Annotated in this window: 15 protein-coding genes, 2 tRNA genes and 1 pseudogene; all 18 read right to left on the reverse strand. The window is 61.7% G+C overall.

The annotated features are described in order from the left end of the window. Positions 1-10: 10 nt before the first annotated feature. Positions 11-2110: a polyribonucleotide nucleotidyltransferase gene (gene pnp, locus Q0D45_RS02580; protein ID WP_293388076.1), complete on the reverse strand. Its 2100-nt coding sequence runs from the start codon at positions 2108-2110 to the stop codon at positions 11-13. 50 nt (positions 2111-2160) lie between these two features. Continuing rightward, positions 2161-2430, reverse strand: a complete 270-nt coding sequence (rpsO, locus tag Q0D45_RS02585; protein WP_028475122.1) for a 30S ribosomal protein S15 — start codon at positions 2428-2430, stop codon at positions 2161-2163. Between the two features lie 80 nt (positions 2431-2510). Then, positions 2511-3470: a tRNA pseudouridine(55) synthase TruB gene (gene truB / locus Q0D45_RS02590; protein ID WP_293388082.1), complete on the reverse strand. Its 960-nt coding sequence runs from the start codon at positions 3468-3470 to the stop codon at positions 2511-2513. Next, a complete protein-coding gene (gene rbfA, locus Q0D45_RS02595; RefSeq protein WP_293388085.1) occupies positions 3451-3849 on the reverse strand; it encodes a 30S ribosome-binding factor RbfA in 399 nt (132 codons plus the stop codon). The genes truB and rbfA overlap by 20 nt, the downstream gene beginning before the upstream one ends. Positions 3850-3879: 30 nt before the next feature. Continuing rightward, positions 3880-6573: a translation initiation factor IF-2 gene (infB, locus tag Q0D45_RS02600; RefSeq protein WP_293388088.1), complete on the reverse strand. Its 2694-nt coding sequence runs from the start codon at positions 6571-6573 to the stop codon at positions 3880-3882. 19 nt (positions 6574-6592) lie between these two features. Beyond that, the gene (nusA, locus tag Q0D45_RS02605) at positions 6593-8086 is read right to left on the reverse strand and encodes a transcription termination factor NusA (RefSeq protein ID WP_293388090.1); all 1494 of its coding nucleotides are present in this window, start codon (positions 8084-8086) and stop codon (positions 6593-6595) included. Then, positions 8083-8538, reverse strand: a complete 456-nt coding sequence (rimP, locus tag Q0D45_RS02610) for a ribosome maturation factor RimP (protein WP_293388093.1) — start codon at positions 8536-8538, stop codon at positions 8083-8085. The genes nusA and rimP overlap by 4 nt, the downstream gene beginning before the upstream one ends. Before the next feature lie 116 nt (positions 8539-8654). Continuing rightward, positions 8655-8731: transfer RNA gene (locus Q0D45_RS02615), tRNA-Met, on the reverse strand. 100 nt (positions 8732-8831) lie between these two features. Continuing rightward, positions 8832-8916 (reverse strand) — tRNA-Leu (locus Q0D45_RS02620). Between the two features lie 75 nt (positions 8917-8991). Further along, the gene (gene secG, locus Q0D45_RS02625; RefSeq protein WP_293388096.1) at positions 8992-9423 is read right to left on the reverse strand and encodes a preprotein translocase subunit SecG; all 432 of its coding nucleotides are present in this window, start codon (positions 9421-9423) and stop codon (positions 8992-8994) included. A 21-nt stretch (positions 9424-9444) separates the two neighbouring features. Further along, positions 9445-10227: a triose-phosphate isomerase gene (tpiA, locus tag Q0D45_RS02630; protein ID WP_293388099.1), complete on the reverse strand. Its 783-nt coding sequence runs from the start codon at positions 10225-10227 to the stop codon at positions 9445-9447. 44 nt (positions 10228-10271) lie between these two features. Continuing rightward, complete coding sequence (gene glmM / locus Q0D45_RS02635) at positions 10272-11621, reverse strand: phosphoglucosamine mutase (protein ID WP_293388101.1); 1350 nt, start codon at positions 11619-11621, stop codon at positions 10272-10274. 7 nt (positions 11622-11628) lie between these two features. Next, positions 11629-12483 carry a dihydropteroate synthase gene (folP, locus tag Q0D45_RS02640; RefSeq protein WP_293388104.1) on the reverse strand — a complete coding sequence of 285 codons (855 nt, stop codon included), beginning with the start codon at positions 12481-12483 and terminating at the stop codon, positions 11629-11631. A gap of 67 nt (positions 12484-12550) precedes the next feature. Next, on the reverse strand, positions 12551-14476 hold the full coding sequence (gene ftsH, locus Q0D45_RS02645; RefSeq protein ID WP_293388106.1) for an ATP-dependent zinc metalloprotease FtsH: 1926 nt from the start codon (positions 14474-14476) through the stop codon (positions 12551-12553). A gap of 43 nt (positions 14477-14519) precedes the next feature. After that, positions 14520-15149, reverse strand: a complete 630-nt coding sequence (rlmE, locus tag Q0D45_RS02650) for a 23S rRNA (uridine(2552)-2'-O)-methyltransferase RlmE (RefSeq protein ID WP_022975574.1) — start codon at positions 15147-15149, stop codon at positions 14520-14522. Between the two features lie 7 nt (positions 15150-15156). Beyond that, positions 15157-15636, reverse strand: coding sequence for a transcription elongation factor GreA (greA, locus tag Q0D45_RS02655; RefSeq protein ID WP_293388111.1), 480 nt, complete (start codon positions 15634-15636; stop codon positions 15157-15159). Continuing rightward, entirely contained in the window at positions 15633-18869 is a 3237-nt protein-coding gene (gene carB / locus Q0D45_RS02660; RefSeq protein ID WP_293388114.1) for a carbamoyl-phosphate synthase large subunit, read from the reverse strand. Before carB ends, greA begins: the two co-directional genes overlap by 4 nt. After that, positions 18862-19349: pseudogene (locus Q0D45_RS02665) on the reverse strand (gamma-glutamyl-gamma-aminobutyrate hydrolase family protein); the annotation flags it as partial. The pseudogene Q0D45_RS02665 and the gene carB, both read right to left, overlap by 8 nt.

Genomic DNA, 19349 nt, shown 5'->3' on the forward strand with positions numbered 1-19349 from the left:
GCAATCCGCTTTAAGCGACGTCGACGGCCTTCATCGACAGACGGATGCGGCCCTGCTTGTCGATTTCGAGAACCTTGACGCGCACGGTCTGACCTTCGCTCAGTTCTTCGGAGACGTTCTCGACACGCTTTTCGGAGATCTGCGAGATGTGCACGAGGCCGTCCTTGCCCGGCAGGATGGTCACGAAGGCGCCGAAATCCATCAGCTTGGCGACCTTGCCTTCGTAGACTTCGCCAACCTGCACTTCGCGGGTCAGCGCTTCGATGCGCGCGATTGCGGCCTTCGCGGCATCGCCATCGATCGCGGCGATACGGATGGTGCCGTCGTCGTCGATGTCGATCGAGGTGCCGGTCTCTTCGGTGATCGAACGGATGGTGACACCGCCCTTGCCGATGATGTCGCGGATCTTGTCCGGATGGATCTTGATCGTGGTGATGCGCGGCGCGAACTCGGACATTTCCGAACGCGGCTTGGCGATCGTCGCGGTCATCGACTCCAGGATGTGCTGACGACCGGCGCGGGCCTGTTCCAGCGCCTGCTTCATGATCTCGCCGGTGATGCCGGTGATCTTGATGTCCATCTGCAGCGCGGTCACACCGGCAGTGGTGCCGATGACCTTGAAGTCCATGTCGCCGAGATGATCTTCGTCGCCGAGGATGTCGGTCAGCACGGCCCAGCGCTCGCCTTCCTTGATCAGACCCATCGCGACACCGGCAACCGGCGCCTTGATCGGCACGCCCGCGTCCATCAGCGCGAGGCTGGCGGCGCAAGCCGAGGCCATCGACGACGAACCGTTCGATTCGGTGACTTCGGCGACCACTCTAACGACGTACGGGAAATCCTTGACCAGGTCCGGCATCACGGCAGCAACGCCGCGCTTGGCCAGACGGCCGTGGCCGATTTCGCGGCGCTTCGGCGCGTTCAGGCGGCCGGTTTCGCCAACGCAGTACGGAGGAAAGTTGTAGTGCAGCATGAACTGGTCGCGCGACTCGCCCTGCAGGTTCTCGATCAGCTGCGAGTCCTTGCCGGTACCAAGCGTGACCACGCCGATGACCTGGGTTTCGCCACGGGTGAACACGGCCGAACCATGGGTGCGCGGCAGGATGCCGACCCCCATGTCGAGACGGCGCACGGTCGCGTTGTCGCGGCCGTCGATGCGCGGCGCACCCGACAGGATGCGATCACGAACCACGGCGTATTCCAGATCGCCGAACGCGCCCTTGACCTTGGCGGCTTCGAACTTCGGCGCATCACCTGAGGCGAGCGCGGCAACAGCCGAATCACGGACAGCGCGAACGGCGTCCTGACGGGCCTTCTTGTCGGTGATCGCGTAGGCGGTGGTGACGTCGCCGGTGTAGGCGGCCAGCGCGCCGGTCAGATCGGCGTTGGCAACAGCCGGCTTCCACTCGGACTTTGGCTTGCCGCATTCGGCGACCAGTTCGTTGATCGCGGTGATCGCGGCCTGCATCTGCTCGTGACCGAACAGCACGGCGCCGAGCATCACTTCTTCGGAGAGCTGCTGCGCTTCGGATTCGACCATCAGCACGGCCGCGGCGGTGCCCGCCACAACCAGATCAAGCTTCGAGTCTTCGAGCTGCTTGTGCGTCGGGTTCAGCACGTAGGCGCCGTCGATGTAACCAACGCGCGCCGCACCGATCGGGCCCTGGAACGGGACGCCGGCCAGCGACATGGCGCAGGACGCGCCAATCAGTGCCGGGATATCGCCATCGATCTGCGGATTCGACGACATCACCATCGCAACGACCTGAATCTCGTTGTAATAGCCTTCCGGGAACAGCGGACGCAGCGGACGATCGATCAGACGCGAGGTCAGCGTTTCCTTCTCGGTCGGACGGCCTTCACGCTTGAAGAAACCACCCGGAATACGGCCACCCGCGTAGGTGCGCTCCATGTAATCGACGGTCAGCGGGAAGAAGTCCTGACCTTCCTTGGCATCCTTCTTCGCCACCACGGTGACCATGACCACGGTCTGGTCGACGGTAACGATGACCGCTGCGGTCGCCTGACGGGCGATGGCACCGGTTTCGAGGGTGACGGTGTGGGCACCGTACTGGAATGATTTCTTGATGGGCGCTACGGGATAGACCATGTTGGACTCTGTCGAACTCGGAGAAGGAACAGCGAGAACCGCGGCGCTTTTTAGCGACGCAGACCGAGTTCGGCGATCAGCTTGGAGTAACGGCCTTCGTCTTCACGCTTCAGATAGTCCAGAAGCGTGCGGCGCTGGTTGACCATCATGGTCAGACCGCGGCGGGAATGGTGATCCTTCTTGTTCGCTTCGAAATGCCCCTGCAGCGACTTCAGCCGCTCGGTGATCAAGGCAACCTGCACTTCAGGCGAACCGGTATCACCCTTGGCGCGGGCAAACTTGGACACGACGGCGGATTTCTGCTCAACGGAAAGGGACATCATCAACTCCAAAAAATGATTTTACGGTTCTGTAAACCAGCTATTGTAACGGCCGTGACCACGGGTCACAACCGCGACGGTCAATGACGGCGCGGTGCGAAGGTCGAGGCCAGGATTTCCTCGGACGGCTCCGGACCAATCCAGCGTTTCGACGAGACTCGCCGATTCCGATCGACCTTGGCGATGCTGCTCGCCAAGCCTTCCGGACCGTAGACGATCACGTCCCCGGGTAGCGCCGCCGGGTACGGCCCGCATTCGAGACCGCGACGCAGTCTCGCGGCATCGAAGGCGTCAACATCGAGCCGAGGTCTGTCGCCCAGCGCAGCAGCCAGCGGCAGCAGCAGCGCGTTGAGACGATCCATCTGGAAATTGCAGGCGTGGAGATCGGGCATCGTCACCATGCTGACCTTGCGGAACGGTCCCGTTTCCAGGCGACGCAAACCAGTCAGATAGGCGCGCTGACCGAGCAGATGCGCCCAATCCTCGGCCAGCGTGCGGATGTAAGTGCCTTTCGAGCAGAACACCTCGAACGAAAAGCCACCCGGCTCGAAATCAAGCAGTTTCAGTTCATGAATGGTGACGCGGCGCGGCTCGCGATCGATCTCGACACCTTCGCGGGCGAGTTCATAAAGATGCCGGCCGCCACGCTTGATCGCCGAGTACATCGGCGGAATCTGCTCGATCTCGCCGAGCAACTGCGGAAGCACCGCTTCGATGTCACTGCGCGTGATCTGCGACGCATCGGACGTCGCGATCACCTCGCCTTCCGGATCACCGGTGGACGTCTGGGTGCCGAGCAGCACCTGCGCCTGATAGCGCTTGTCGGATTCAAGCAGGAAGCCACCGAGCTTGGTCGCCTGGCCGAAGCAGATCGGCAACAGCCCGGTCGCAAACGGATCGAGGCTGCCGGTATGCCCTGCCTTCTCGGCGTCGTAAAGCCGACGAACCTGCTGAAGCACGTTGTTGGAGCTGACACCGGCCGGCTTGTCGAGCAGCAGGAAGCCGTCGATCAGCGCCCGTTCACGATGCCGGCGGCTCATCATCAGCCACCTTGAGATCAACCTTGGAATCAGCGGCTTCGCTGCTGGCCTGGTCGTTGGCGATGGCTTCCCGGATCAGACCACCGACACGATCTGCTTCACGCAAAGCCATGTCGGCGGTGAAGTGCAGCGTCGGCACATGGCGGATGCGCATGCGATCGACCAGCAAATGTCGCAAGCGACCAGCCGCACCGTTCAGGGCCTTGACCGCCTGCTTCAGTTCATCGTCGGTGCCCAGCTGGCTGATCGATACCTTGGCATTGCGAACATCGGCAGCCACCACCACATCGGTCACCGTCAATTTGCCGATGCGCGGGTCAGTCAACTCGTCGCGGATCAATTCCGACAGCTCGCGCTGGAGCTGGGAATTGATCCGCAACGTGCGGGAATACTCTCTCGGCACTCGGGATTAAGCCTCGGCCTTCACGGTGCGCTTGACCTGAACGCGGTCGAAGCACTCGATCTGATCGCCCGCCTTGACGTCGTTGTAGTTCTTCACGCCGATACCGCACTCCGTGCCGACGATGACCTTGGCAACATCGTCCTTGTGGCGACGCAGGGATTCCAGTTCGCCTTCATAGATGACGACATTGTTGCGCAGCACGCGAATCGGCAGGCCGCGGCGGACTTCGCCGTCCATGACCAGGCAACCGGCGATGGCGCCGAACTTCGACGAACGGAACACGTCGCGAACCTGCGCGGTGCCGACAATCTGCTCGCGCGTCTCGGTACCCAGCAAACCGCCGATGGCATCGGAGACGTCATCCAGCACGTCGTAGATGATCGAGTAATAGCGAACGTCGAGGCCGGTGTCCTGAATACGACGACGGGCAACGCTATCGGCACGGACATTGAAGCCGATGATGATGGCGCGCGAAGCCAATGCCAGATCGACATCCGACTCGCTGATGCCGCCGATCGAGCTCGATACCACCGTGACCTTGACCTCGGCACTCGGCAACTTCTTGAGCGATTCGGACAGCGCTTCGGCAGAACCCTGCACGTCGGCCTTGATCATCAGATTCAGCGACTTCTGCTCGGCTGAACCATCGCCCATGCGAGCGAAGACCTGATCCATGCGCACTGCCTGATTCGACGCCAGCTTCGCTTCGCGCTGCTTCGATTCGCGCAGGATCGTCAGTTCACGGGCCTTGCGTTCATCGGCCACGACAACGATGTCATCACCGGAATCCGGCGGGCCGGACAAGCCAAGCACCGCGACCGGAATCGACGGACCGACTTCCTTCACCAGCGCGCCAGCCTCGTTGAACATGGCGCGAACGCGGCCGTAATGCGAGCCGGAAATGATCACATCGCCCTGCCGCAGCGTGCCCGAACGGACCAGCACGGTCGCAACCGGACCACGTCCCTTCTCGATCGACGCTTCAACGATCGTGCCGCGCGCCATGGTGTCGACCGGCGCCTTCAGTTCCAGCACTTCGGCCTGCAACAGGATCGCGTCGAGCAGTTCATCGATACCGGCGCCGGTCACCGAAGACACGCCAACCACCTGAACTTCGCCGCCGAAATCTTCGGCGACCAGTTCTTCTTTCAGCAAATCAGTCTTGACGCGAGCGATGTCGGCGTCCGGCTTGTCGATCTTGGTGATCGCGACGATGACCGGCGCGCCAGCCGCCTTCGCGTGCTGGATCGCTTCCTTGGTCTGCGGCATCACGCCGTCGTCGCCAGCCACGATCAGGATGACGATGTCGGTCAACTGGGCGCCGCGGGCACGCATGCGGGTAAAGGCAGCGTGACCCGGCGTATCGAGGAAGGTGATGACACCCTTCTTCGTCTGCACGTGGTAGGCGCCGATGTGCTGAGTGATACCGCCGGCTTCGCCCGCAGCCACGCGCGTCTTGCGGATGTAGTCGAGCAAGGAGGTCTTGCCGTGATCGACGTGACCCATGATGGTGACCACCGGCGGACGCGGCAGCGCAGTCGATTCCTGCACTTCGCCGGTCGCAGCCGTCATCAGGCCATCTTCATGGTCGCTGTCCTTGACGAGGCGGATCTTGTGACCCATTTCCTCGACCATCAGCGCCGCGGTGTCCTGATCGATGATCTGGTTGATCGTCGCCATCAGGCCATTCTTCATCATCACCTTGATCAGTTCCGTGGCCTTGATGGCCATGCGGTTGGCCAATTCGGCAACGGTGATTGCTTCCGGCACTTCGACTTCACGCACCACCGGCGCCGTCGGGCGTTCGAAGGTATGGGCGTTATCGACATGAATCTGGCCGCTTGGCTTGCGCTTGGTCTTCTTGTCGCGCTTGCCGCCCTTGCCGGCCGCCAGATGCAATTCGTTGCGACCGCGATCACCACCCGCACGATCCTTGTCGCGATCCGGCTTCTTCGCGGCAGCTGCAGGTGGCGTCGGGGCCGGGGTCGGAATGATCTTGACTTCGGTGGCACGGCGCAGATTTTCGGCCGCGCGGCGGCGCGAGGATTCAGCATCCATCCGGGCGCGATAGATCGGATCCGTGCGCATGCGCTCGGCTTCCGCTGCCTTGACGCGTTCGGCCTCTTCGTTCGCTGCCAGCACCCGCGCTGCCTCCGCCTCGGCAGCCAGACGCGCCGTTTCATCGGCAGCCGCCTTTGCAAGGGCTGCTTCGTCGGCCGTCGTCTCTGCCACGACCGGCTGCGGAGCATCGATCGCTTCGACCGCTACAACGACCGGCACGGTCTCGGCAGGCGTTGCAATCGGCGCTGCCGGAACCGGCTGAGCAACAACGGCTGCGACTGGTGCGGCAACAGGCTCTGTCGCCTCGACCTCGTCACTCTTGAGGTAGGTGCGACGCTTGCGCACTTCGATGCTGACCGTCTTGGTCGGCGCGCCGCGGCCACCGCCGAGCTTCAACTCGGTGGTTTCCTTGCGCTTGATCGAAATGCGACTGTCGGCCCCCGGAGACGTGGATGTCCCCAAGGTGGTCGCAGTACGGGAAATCTTGTGCAGATGCTGCAACAACGCCACCTTGTCGGCGGGGCTGATCGGAGAATCTGCACTTGCCACCGCCACACCGGCGTCCCTGAGCTGAGTCAACATTTCAGGAACCGGCTTGCGCAGCTCGGCGGCGAGGTCCAACACGGTAAGGCTGCTCATCGGCGCGCTCCGGAGGGGGTCAGGCCTTCTGTGACTCAAGGCCACGGGCGGTCATGATCAACCGGGCCGCGACGTCTTCGTCCATCGGCACTTTTTCTGTCAGCTCGTCGGTCGCAAGATCGGCAAGGTCGTCCCGCGTCACCACACCGGCAGCCGCCAGGCGATACGCAAGTTCCTCATCGACTCCCGGCACGGCGAGCAAATCTTCTGCGGGCTGCACCGAAGCAGCTTGTTCGGCCTTGGCCAGTGCTCGGGTCAGCAGCACATCCTTGGCGCGATTGCGAAGTTCTTCGACGATCTGCTCGTCGAACTCTTCGATGTCGAGCAATTCTTCGTCCGGCACATAAGCAATTTCTTCGAGCGAAGCGAAACCTTCCTGCACGAGGATCAAGGCGACTTCGGCATCGACTTCCAGGGCTTCCATGAAGAGAGCCTGGACGGTCTGATTTTCCTGTTCCTTCTTCGACTCGGCTTCGGCAGCCGTCATCACGTTCAGAGTCCAGCCGGTCAGTTCGGACGCGAGACGGACGTTCTGTCCACCACGACCGATCGCCTGCGCAAGCTTGTCTTCAGCCACGGCGATCGACATGGCATGGGAATCTTCATCGACGATGATCGATTCCACTTCTGCCGGCGCCATCGCATTGATGACGAACTGGGCGATGTTGTCGTCCCAGGGCACGATATCGATGCGCTCGCCCGCCAGTTCGTTCGACACACTCTGCACGCGCGAACCGCGCATGCCGACGCAGGCGCCGACCGGGTCGATACGCTTGTCCTTGGCCTGAACGGCAATCTTGGCGCGCAGGCCCGAGTCGCGGGCAGCGCCCTTGATCTCGATCAATCCCTGGGCGATTTCCGGCACTTCGAGCTTGAACAGCTCGATCAAGAACTTCGGTGCCGTGCGGCTCAGGAACAGCTGCGGGCCGCGCATCTGCGGGCTCACTTCATAAAGATAGCCGCGAATGCGATCGCCAGGACGAACCGGCTCGCGCGGAATCACCTGATCGCGCGGAATGATCGCTTCGGTGGTGCCACCCAGGTCGACGATGATCGCGCCGCGCTCGATGCGCTTGACCAGACCGGTCATCAATTCGCCGACACGATCAGCATAGGCATCGACGATGCGCGCCCGCTCAGCATCGCGCACGCGCTGGAAAATGACCTGCTTGGCCTTCTGCGCGCCGATGCGACCGAACTCGATCGACGGCAGCGGTTCTTCGCGCACATCGCCGGGAATCGCCTCGGGCTGGGTTTCCTGCGCACGCGCCAGCAGGATCTGCCGCAGCGGCGTCTCGAAATTGGCGTCTTCGTCATCGACGATCGTCCAGCGGCGCCAGGTCTCGTAATCGCCGGTGTCGCGGTCGATGGTGACGCGGATATCCCATTCCGAGCCGTAATGTTCCTTGCTTGCGGAAGCCAGAGCCGCTTCAAGCGCCTGAAAGATGATTTCTTTCTCGACGCCTTTTTCATTGGAGACGACATCCACCATGAGCAATACGTTCTTGTTCATGAACCTGTCTTCTCCTTGTCAAAATTCGGGACCAGCTTGGCCTTGTCGATATCGGCCAGCGGCAATGTGACGACGCCTTCTGCAGTTTCAATCGAGACTTCGTCGTCGGTCGCGCCCAGCAGCACGCCCTGGAAGCGGCGGCGTCCGGCGATCGGGGCCAACGTCTGGATTCTTGCTACTTCACCCTGGAAACGCCTGTAGTGTTCAGGCGTCACCAGCGGACGATCAAGACCCGGTGACGAGATCTCGAGACGATAGGCCTGAGTGATGACATCTTCGACATCGAGCGTCGCCGCCACTTCGCGACTCACTTTCTCGCAGTCATCCAGACCGATGCCATCGGGCGAATCGATGAACAGCCGCAACATGCCGGAGCTGTCGCGCGGACTGTATTCCAGCAGCACCAGCTCGTAACCGATGGCATTCACCACCGGCTCCAGCAGTTGGATCAAGCGATCTCGCAGCACCCAGCTTCCTCGTCTGAACCGCCCAGTGGACAGTCCTCTCAAATTCAAAAAACCAATAAAAAAGGCCCACACGGGGCCCGAATGCAGCGTAAAACCTGAATTGGTAGCGGGGGCAGGATTCGAACCTACGACCTTCGGGTTATGAGCCCGACGAGCTGCCAGACTGCTCCACCCCGCACCGTCTTCAGTTGACTAGTATAACCAGCAACACACTCTTAAGCAAACACATTTTCAACTTCTGGATAACGATAAACCCGCTTATCCCTACTGCATATCCATGGTGCCGACGGGGAGACTCGAACTCCCACGACTTTCGCCGCTACCACCTCAAGGTAGTGCGTCTACCAATTCCGCCACGTCGGCCTTCAGGATTTCTACTTCTACTTCTAGCGCCGCTGCTGAAAGAAAAATTCATCAGCACCAAGCGCGTCGACTATTTTACTGTGGAACCGCTGGCTTTTGCGAGCCCGGAGCAGAATCATTTCCTGTCGGTGCCACGGGTGCTGCCGGACTTGGTACGGGGACTTCCGGTGCAGGAGTTGGGGCCGGAACAGCACCACCTTCTGCAGGCACTGCCGGAACAACGGGCTCGGAGACAACCGCAGCCGGGGCCTGATCGACCACGCTGCTGCTCGCACTCTTGCCGTGCACGACGTAAGCCAGCGCCAGACTGAGCAGGAAGAACGCGCCAGCCAGCCAAGCGGTGATCCGGGTCAGAAAATTGGCCGAACCGCGTGAGCCGAATACGGTGCCCGAAGCACCACTGCCGAACGCAGCACCCGCGTCGGCACCCTTGCCGTGCTGGATCAGCACGAGGCCGATCAGTGCAATGGACACCAGCACGTGTAGCACTACCAGAATTGTGTACATGAAACCCGATCGTTGTTGATGTCAGGCGTCGAGCGATGCGGCCAATATCTGGGCCGACGCGCAGATCGCGAGGAATTCCGGGGCTTTCAGCGACGCGCCGCCAATCAGACCACCGTCCACGTCCTCACAGGAGAACAGAGACGCTGCGTTGTCAGCTTTGACGCTGCCGCCGTAAAGCAGGCGAACCGAATTTGCGATTTTAGCATCGTTAGCCGCGATGACGCCACGGATAAATGCGTGCGCCGCCTGAGCCTGCTCGACGCTGGCCGTACGGCCGGTACCAATGGCCCAAACCGGTTCGTAAGCAACCACCGCATTGATGAATGCACCGATTCCGGCAGCGGCAATGACAGCATCCAGCTGACGCTTCAACACGACTTCGGTCTGATCAGCTTCGCGTTCAGCGAGCGTTTCGCCGATGCACAGCACCGGGATCAGGCCGCCCGCCTGCGCCACGACGAACTTGCGTGCCACGCAGGCATCGTTTTCGCCGTAAAGCGTTCGGCGCTCGGAGTGGCCGACCAGCACGTGGCTGCAGCCCACATCGTTCAGCATCGATGCGTGAAGTTCGCCGGTGTAGGCGCCAAGCTCAGACTCATCGCTGAGGTTCTGGCCGCCAACCGCAATCGGCGCAGCACCGATATGTCGCCTGACCGCATCCAGATACAAAGCCGGTGGGCAGACAAGTACATCGATCGCCGGACATTCGGCGATGCCTCGCAGCAAACCTTCGACCAGTGCGGCATTCGACGCCGATGATCCGTTCATCTTCCAGTTGCCCGCCACCAGATATCCGCGCGACATAGGTCCTCCGCTCTTGTTAGTGGATTGAGTCATTCAATTTTGCGTCAAGCAGCCGACAAGGCCGCAGCCTGCCGCACTGCCGTCGCCAGGCGTTCTGCCGCCTTGTTTGCATCGTCGGGATCATTGGCTTCCACCATGACCCGCAACACCGGCTCGGTACCGGACGCCCGCAGCAGCAAGCGCCCTCGCCCTGCCAGCCATTGTTCGACCTCGGTTGCCGCTGCCTGCACCAGCGCATGATCCAACAGCGGCTTGGCCTTGCCGGTCACCGGCACATTCAGCAACACCTGTGGCAACTTGGCCATGCCTTGCACCAGTTCGGCAAGCGACAAGCCTTGGATCTGCATCGCTTCCAGTATCTGGAGCGCGGTGATGATGCCGTCACCGGTGCGGGCCCGATCGAGACAGATCGTGTGCCCCGAGGTTTCGCCGCCGATGATGCCGCCAGTGGCACGCAGGCGTTCGAGCACGTAACGGTCACCGACGGCAGCACGTTCGAAGGCGATGCCATGTCCAGCGAAGGCGCGCTCAAGGCCGTAATTGCTCATCAGGGTACCGATCACCGGTCCACGCAAGCTGCCTGACAGCTGACGTTGACGCGCCAGCACGTACAGGATCTCGTCACCATCGACCGATTGGCCATCGGCCCGGACCATCAGGCAACGATCACCATCACCATCGAGGGCAATGCCGATGTCGGCACGATGGTGAGCAACAGCTGCCTTCAATGCTTCCAGATGTGTGGAGCCACAGTCCTCGTTGATATTGAGGCCGTTCGGGCTGACGCCGATCGACACCACCTGCGCGCCGAGCTCGGCAAACACTGCCGGTGCAACCCGATAAGCCGCGCCATGGGCGCAATCGACAACCAGCTTCAGGCCGCGCAGCGAATCGCCGGCGAAAGTACCCTTGCAGAACTCGATGTACCGGCCTTGCGCGTCATCGATCCGTCGCGCCCGTCCCATTGATTCGGGCGGCACGCAGACGATATCCCGCTCCAGATAGGACTCGATTTCCTCTTCGAGCTGATCGCTGAGCTTGTCTCCTTCACCGGAGAAGAACTTCACGCCATTGTCGAAATGCAGATTGTGCGAAGCCGAGATAACAACCCCCGCCTGAGCTCGGAGTGCGCGAGTCAGGTAGGCGACTGCCGGGGTCGGCAGCGGCCCGAGCAGATAGGTTTCAACGCCGGCCGCAGCCAGACCCGCTTCCAGTGCCGATTCGAACAGATAGCCCGAACGCCGCGTGTCCTTGCCGACCAGCACCCGGGCGCCCGGCGTTTTCGCCAGCACGCAGCCTGCTGCCCAACCCAGCTTCAAGGCGAACTCCGGGGTCATCGGCGCCTGACCCACGCGCCCTCGAATGCCGTCCGTTCCAAAATATTGTCGACTCATCCCGACATTATGACGGGGCCGACACCGCTTGCACCGCGCGTCGTACTGCGCCAGCCACTTTCACGGCGTCAACCGTTGCCGCGACATCGTGCGTACGGACGATGCTTGCTCCATTCCAGACCGCGAGCGTCGCGGCCGCCAGTCCTGCCGCTGTTCGATCGACCACTGCTCGCCCTGTGATCTGGCCAAGCATGCCCTTGCGTGACATCCCAACCAGGATCGGCAAACGCAGCGCCTGAAAGCTGGGCAACTGCGCCAGAAGCTCAAGGTTATGCGCGAGCGTCTTGCCGAAACCGAAGCCCGGATCGATCAGCAGCCGCGAAGCCGGAATGCCTTGCGCCAGACATGTCGCGATCCGCGATTCGAAGAACGCGCCCACCTCATCGACCACGGCCCCGTAGGCAGGTGCCAGTTGCATCGTTCGAGGCTCGCCCCGCATGTGCATCAGGCAGACAGCAGCCTGCTCGGCAGCGGCCACTTCGATGGCCCCGGGCGCCTGCAAAGCCTTGACGTCATTGATGATCGCAGCCCCCGCGCGACAAGCCGCCCGCATCACCTCCGGCTTCATCGTGTCGATCGACACGATGCAGTCCCGTTCGCTGCACAGGCGCTCGATCAGCGGCAGGACGCGATCGCATTCCTCGCCTACCGATACTGGATCGGCACCCGGTCGAGTCGATTCGCCACCGATGTCGATGATCGCGGCGCCTTCATCGAGCATTCGATGCGCAGCGGCCAGCGCGGCATCGATCCCGACATGGCGGCCGCCATCGGAGAATGAATCCGGGGTGAGGTTCAGAACGCCCATGACCACAGGCGAGGACAGATCCAGTCGTCGTCCACGCGGCAGTTCGAGAATCACGATCGGTTCCAGCTCGCCAAATGAAAAGGGCCGGTATGAACCGGCCCCGGAAACTACTGCAGCAGCTTCAGTTCTGGCTGGCAGGTGTCGGCGTGACAGTCGGCGGAACTGCTGACGGCCCGTTCGGCTTGTTACCCACCGGCGGCACCCGCGTGCCATCAGTCCACGAACCCGGCGCGCCCGGATCCTTGCCCTGCATGATCCGCGCGATCTGATCGCTGTCGATCGTTTCGTACTTCATCAGTGCATCAGCCATTGCATGCAGCTTGTCGAAGTTGTCGACCAGAATCTGTTTGGCACGCGCGTAATTGGTATCGATGACTTCGCGAATTTCGCGATCAATCGCGTTCGCCGTGTCGTCGGACATGTTCTTGTGCTGCGTGACGCTGCGGCCCAAGAACACTTCGCCTTCATCTTCGCTGTAGGCCAGCGGACCAAGCTTGTCCGACAGACCCCACTTGGTGACCATGTTGCGCGCCAGGTTGGTCGCACGCTCGATGTCGTTCGATGCGCCGGTGGTGACGCCATCGGGCCCCAAGGTCAGTTCTTCGGCAACACGACCTCCGAACATCATGCAGATCAGGCTGTTCAAGCTCTGCTTCGAGCGCGAATGACGATCCTCTTCCGGCAGGAACATGGTCACACCCAAGGCGCGGCCGCGCGGAATGATCGTCACCTTGTAGATCGGATCATGTTCCGGGACGTTCAGACCGACGATCGCGTGGCCGGCTTCGTGATAAGCCGTATTGCGCTTTTCATCCTCGCTCATGACCATCGAGCGGCGCTCGGCGCCCATGATGATTTTGTCGCGAGCACGGTCGAAATCGTCCTGACCGACCAAACGCTTATTGCCGCGTGCGGCGAACAGCGCAGCTTCGTTGACCAGATTGGCCAGATCGGCACCCGAAAAACCAGGCGTCGCACGGGCGATGATTTCCGGCTTCACGTCATCGGCCAGCGGCAGCGCACGCAGATGAACCTTGACGATCTGCTCGCGGCCACGGACATCCGGCAGCGGCACGACCACCTGACGATCGAAACGGCCCGGGCGCAGCAGCGCCGGGTCGAGCACGTCCGGGCGGTTGGTCGCGGCGATGATGATCACGCCTTCGTTACCTTCGAAGCCGTCCATCTCGACCAGCAACTGATTCAGCGTCTGCTCGCGCTCGTCATGACCACCACCGAGACCAGCACCGCGATGACGGCCAACCGCGTCGATTTCATCGATGAAGATGATGCAGGGAGCGTGCTTCTTGCCCTGCTCGAACATGTCGCGAACACGGCTGGCACCGACACCGACGAACATCTCGACGAAATCCGAACCGGAGATGGTGAAGAACGGCACACCGGCTTCACCGGCGATCGCCTTGGCGAGCAGGGTCTTGCCGGTACCCGGCGAGCCCACCATCAGCACACCGCGCGGAATCTTGCCGCCGAGCTTCTGGAACTTGCCCGGATCCTTCAGGAAGTCGACCAGTTCGGAAACTTCCGCCTTCGCTTCCTCGACACCGGCAACATCGTTGAAAGTGATCTTGACCTGATCGGCATTGAGCATGCGGGCGCGCGATTTTCCGAAGCTCATCGCACCGCGACCGCCGCCACCGCCGGACTGCATCTGGCGCATGAAGTAGATCCAGACGCCGATCAGCAGCAGGATCGGACCGAAGCTGAACAGGATTTGCATCACCAGCGGCGTTTCCGGCTTCACCGCACCGTCGAACTTGACGTTGTGGTCGAGCAGGATGCCGATCATCGCGCGATTGTCCGTTTCCGGGCTGATCGCCGTGAAGGTCTGGCCGCTCTTCAGCTTGCCGCGAATGTTCTGGCTTTCGATCTCGGCGCTATCGACCTGGCCGGATTTGACCTGTTCGAGGAAGTCCGAATAAGCCAGTTTCGGCTGCGCGCCATTGCGCGAAGAAAAGCTCTGGAACGAAAGCACCAGAACAACCAGGATGACCAACCAGAGCAGCAGATTCTTGGCGAGATCGTTCAACGGATAATCCTCGGGATTCTTGAATCCGTAATTCGTTTTGACACTACACGACGCGATGATTGCGCGCCAGCACGTAAACCTCGGGACTTCTGGCCCGCGATGCCTTGGGTTTTCGGATTTGCACGGTGCGAAATTTCGTTCGCACCAGCTTCAGATACGCCTCGGACCCCGGCCCCTGGAACAGCTTCACCAGAAAAGCTCCACCTGGCTTGAGACGCTGGACCGCAAAATCCAGCGCCAGTTCGCACAGGTAGATCGACGCAGCTTGATCTGCAACGTCGATGCCAGAGATGTTGGGGGCCATGTCGGACAACACAAGATCAGCCGAACCTGCCGGCACCGCCGCTTCGATCGCCTGCAGCACCGAGTCTTCCCGGAAGTCGCCGAGAATGAACTCGACGTCCTTGAGCTGATTCATCGGCAGGATATCGAGCGCTACCACCCGTCCGTTTTTACCAATCTGCGGACGCGCGAACTGACTCCAGCCGCCAGGCGCAGCGCCCAGGTCGACGACCGTCATGCCGGTCTTCAGAATCTTGTCGCGTTCCTGGATTTCCTTGAGCTTGTAGACCGCCCGCGAACGGTAGCCTTCCTTGCGCGCCAGCTGCACATAGGGGTCCGCCTCGTGCTCGGCGAGCCATTGGGTGCTGCTCTTGCTGCGCGGTTTGCTCAATACGGTCTCAGAGGTAACTGACTTTGACGACTTCCAGCTCGCGGATGCCGCGAGGCGTTTGAACCTGGGCGACATCGCCTTCGGTCTTGCCGATCAAGGCCCGGGCGATTGGCGAATTCACCGAGATCAGGCCGTTCTTGATGTCGGCCTCATCTTCACCGACGATCTGATAGCGCAATTCCTCGCCGGAATCGGCATCGACCAGCTCGACGGTCGTGCTGAACATCACCTTGCCAGTCTTCGGCAGCCCGGCCGGGTCGATGATCTGGGCATTCGACAGCTTCGCTTCCATCTCGCCGATGCGGCCTTCATTGAAGCCATGCTGCTCTCGGGCGGCGTGATATTCGGCGTTTTCCTTCAAGTCACCGTGAGCACGGGCTTCCTCGACCGACGCGATGATCTTCGGGCGCAGTTCGCTCTTGCGGTAACGCAATTCTTCGCGCAGCGCCTCGGCGCCGCGCAGAGTCATCGGGGTCTTGGTGCTCATGCAGTGATTTGCTTATGGAGGTCCTGGAGACGGTTGACGTCGACGTGATCGAGATGATCCATCGCGATCGCCGCCGCATGGGCGCCAGCGATGGTCGTGAAATAGCACAGCTTCTGGGCGATGGCCGCGGCGCGGATCGAATGCGATTCCTCGACCGACTTCTTGCCCTCGGTGGTGTTAGCGATGAACTGGATCTCGCCATTCTTGATCATGTCCACGCAATGCGGGCGGCCTTCCTTGACCTTGTTGACCCGTTCGCAAAGCAATCCGGCCGCGGTGATGGCATTCGCCGTGCCTTCAGTGGCCACGACTTTGAAGCCCTTGGCCACCAGCAGACGGGCCAGATCGACGGCCTTCGCCTTGTCCGCCTCGCGCACCGACACAAAGGCCGTGCCTCCCGAAGGCAAGGTCATGCCGGCGGCGAGCAAGGCCTTGTTGAAGGCCTCGCCGAAATGCACACCGGCGCCCATCACTTCGCCGGTCGAGCGCATTTCCGGGCCGAGCAGAGGATCGACACCCGGGAACTTCGCGAACGGAAACACCGATTCCTTGACCGAAAAATACGGCGGCACGATTTCCTTGTGGATACCCTGGCTGGGCAGCGACTGCCCGGCCATGCAGCGCGCCGCGATCTTGGCCAGCGGCCGGCCGATGGCCTTGGACACGAACGGGCTGGTGCGTGAAGCACGCGGATTCACTTCCAGCAGATAGACCGTATCGCCCTGCAGCGCGAACTGCGCGTTCATCAGGCCGCAGACCTTCAGCGCCCGCGCCAGCTTGAACATCTGGTCGCGGATGTCGTCCTGCACCTTCTGGCTCAGCGTGTAAGCCGGCAGCGAGCAGGCCGAGTCGCCCGAATGCACGCCAGCCTGTTCGATGTGCTCCATGATGCCGCCGATCACGACGTTGCCTTCGCTGTCAGCCAGTGCATCGACATCGACTTCGATCGCGTTCTCGAGGAATCGATCAAGCAGCACCGGCGAATCGTTCGACACCTTGACCGCTTCGGTCATGTAGCGCTGCAGGTCGGCGTCGTCGTGAACGATTTCCATCGCCCGGCCGCCGAGCACATAGCTCGGACGGACGACCAGCGGATAGCCGACCTTCTGGGCGACGGCGAGCGCCGCCTTCAGCGAAGTCGCCACGCCATTCGGCGGCTGCTTCAACTTCAGCTCGTCGACCAGCTTCTGGAAACGCTCGCGGTCTTCGGCGAGGTCAATCGAGTCCGGGCTGGTACCGATGATCGGCGCGCCAGCGGCTTCCAGCGCTCGCGCCAGCTTCAGTGGCGTCTGGCCGCCGAACTGCACGATCACGCCGAGTGGCTTCTCGAGCTCGATGATCTCCATCACGTCTTCGAAGGTCAGCGGTTCGAAGTACAGGCGATCCGAGGTGTCGTAGTCAGTCGACACGGTCTCCGGATTGCAATTGATCATGATCGTTTCGTAACCGTCTTCGCGCAGCGCCATCGCGGCATGCACGCAGCAGTAATCGAACTCGATGCCCTGACCGATACGGTTCGGGCCGCCGCCAAGGACGATGATCTTCTTGGCGTCCGTGACCGCGGCCTCGCATTCCTCGTCATAGCTGGAATACAGGTAGGCGGTCGACGACGGGAACTCGGCCGCGCAGGTGTCTACCCGCTTGTAGACCGGCCGGATGCCGAGCTTGTGACGACGGGCACGCACCGATGCGGCCTTCACACCGAGCAGGGTCGCGATGCGGCGATCGGCGAAACCGAGGCGCTTGTAGCGGCGCAGATTGTCCTTGCTGATCTTGCTGATCGATTCGGCAGCGATTTCGCTTTCGGTCTGGATCAGCTCCTCGATCTGCTCGAGGAACCAGGGATCGATCTTCGAATAGCGGAACACGTCGGCGATGCTCATGCCGGCGCGGAAGGCGTCGCCGACGTACCAGATGCGGCCGGCTCGTGGCGTCGCCAGCTCTTCGCGGATCTTGGTCAGGTTCGCTTCCGAGAACCTGCCGCTTTCTGGGGCGACGACCGGATCGAAGCCATCGGAACCGACTTCCAGGCCACGCAATGCTTTCTGCAGCGATTCCTGGAAGTTGCGGCCGATCGCCATCACTTCGCCGACCGACTTCATCTGCGTGGTCAGGCGCGAGTCGGCGGTCGGGAATTTCTCGAAGGTGAAGCGCGGAATCTTGACGACGACATAGTCGATCGAAGGCTCGAACGAAGCCGGCGTCACGCCGCCAGTGATCTCGTTGCGCAGCTCGTCCAGGGTGTAGCCGACAGCCAGCTTGGCGGCGATCTTGGCGATCGGGAAACCGGTCGCTTTCGAAGCGAGTGCCGACGAACGCGACACGCGCGGATTCATCTCGATGACGATCATCCGGCCATCTTCGGGATTGATCGCGAACTGCACGTTCGAGCCGCCGGTATCGACGCCGATCTTGCGCAGCACCGCGATGCTCGCGTTGCGCATGATCTGGTATTCCTTGTCGGTCAAGGTCTGGGCCGGCGCCACGGTGATCGAGTCACCGGTGTGCACGCCCATCGGATCGAGATTCTCGATCGAGCAGACGATGATGCAGTTGTCCAGACGATCCCGGACCACTTCCATCTCGTACTCCTTCCAGCCGAGCAGGGATTCTTCGATCAGCACTTCCGTGGTCGGCGACAGGTCGAGACCGCGCAGCACGATCTCCTCGAACTCCTGCACGTTGTAGGCGATGCCGCCACCGGAGCCGCCGAGCGTGAAGCTGGGGCGGATCACCACCGGATAGCCGACCTGCTCCTGGATGTATTTCGCTTCCTGCATCGAGTGGGCGACACCCGAGCGCGCCGAACCGAGACCGATCTCGGTCATCGCGTCACGGAATTTCTGGCGATCTTCGGCGAGGTCGATCGCATGCGCGTTGGCGCCGATCAGTTCGCAGTTGAATTTTTCCAGGATGCCTTCGCGGGCCAGATCCAGCGCGCAATTCAGCGCGGTCTGGCCGCCCATCGTCGGCAGCACCGCATCCGGGCGCTCCTTTTCGATGATCGCGGCGACGGTCTGCCAGCGGATCGGTTCGATATAAGTCGCATCGGCCATTTCCGGGTCGGTCATGATCGTCGCCGGGTTCGAATTGACCAGGACGACTCGATAACCCTCGGCACGCAGCGCCTTGCAGGCCTGAGCGCCGGAGTAATCGAACTCGCAGGCCTGGCCGATGACGATCGGGCCGGCGCCAATGATCAGGATGGACTTCAGGTCGGTGCGCTTAGCCACGGGCACTCTCCTTCGAAGCATCGATCAGGGTGACGAAGCGATCGAACAGGTAGCTGACGTCATGCGGTCCGGGGCTGGCCTCCGGATGTCCCTGAAAACTGAAGGCCGGGGCGTCGGTCAGGCGCAGGCCCTGGTTCGAGCCGTCGAACAGCGAGCGATGCGTGACCACCGCATTGGCCGGCAGCGTGGCTTCGTCGACCGCGAAACCGTGGTTCTGGCTGGTGATCAGCACGCGGCTGGTTTCAAGATCCTGCACCGGGTGATTGGCGCCGTGATGGCCGAACTTCATCTTCAGGGTTTTCGCTCCGGCCGCGAGGCCGAGAATCTGGTGGCCGAGGCAGATGCCGAACGTCGGCAGCTTCATCGCAAGGAATTCGCGCGTCGCGGCGATGGCGTAACTGCAGGGCTCGGGATCGCCGGGGCCGTTGGACAGCATCACGCCATCCGGCTTGAGCTTGAGCACATCGGCGGCGGTCGATT

It is taken from the genome of Nevskia sp. (genome assembly GCF_023266035.1).
Taxonomy (GTDB): Bacteria; Pseudomonadota; Gammaproteobacteria; order Nevskiales; family Nevskiaceae; genus Nevskia.

Coding starts and splice junctions, on each gene's coding strand:
- infB (WP_293388088.1), bottom strand. CDS start 6,573: ATGAGCAGCCTTACCGTGTTGGACCTCGCCGCCGAGCTGCGCAAGCCG.
- rpsO (WP_028475122.1), bottom strand. CDS start 2,430: ATGTCCCTTTCCGTTGAGCAGAAATCCGCCGTCGTGTCCAAGTTTGCC.
- secG (WP_293388096.1), bottom strand. CDS start 9,423: ATGTACACAATTCTGGTAGTGCTACACGTGCTGGTGTCCATTGCACTG.
- nusA (WP_293388090.1), bottom strand. CDS start 8,086: ATGAACAAGAACGTATTGCTCATGGTGGATGTCGTCTCCAATGAAAAA.
- truB (WP_293388082.1), bottom strand. CDS start 3,470: ATGAGCCGCCGGCATCGTGAACGGGCGCTGATCGACGGCTTCCTGCTG.
- glmM (WP_293388101.1), bottom strand. CDS start 11,621: ATGAGTCGACAATATTTTGGAACGGACGGCATTCGAGGGCGCGTGGGT.
- greA (WP_293388111.1), bottom strand. CDS start 15,636: ATGAGCACCAAGACCCCGATGACTCTGCGCGGCGCCGAGGCGCTGCGC.
- tpiA (WP_293388099.1), bottom strand. CDS start 10,227: ATGTCGCGCGGATATCTGGTGGCGGGCAACTGGAAGATGAACGGATCA.
- pnp (WP_293388076.1), bottom strand. CDS start 2,110: ATGGTCTATCCCGTAGCGCCCATCAAGAAATCATTCCAGTACGGTGCC.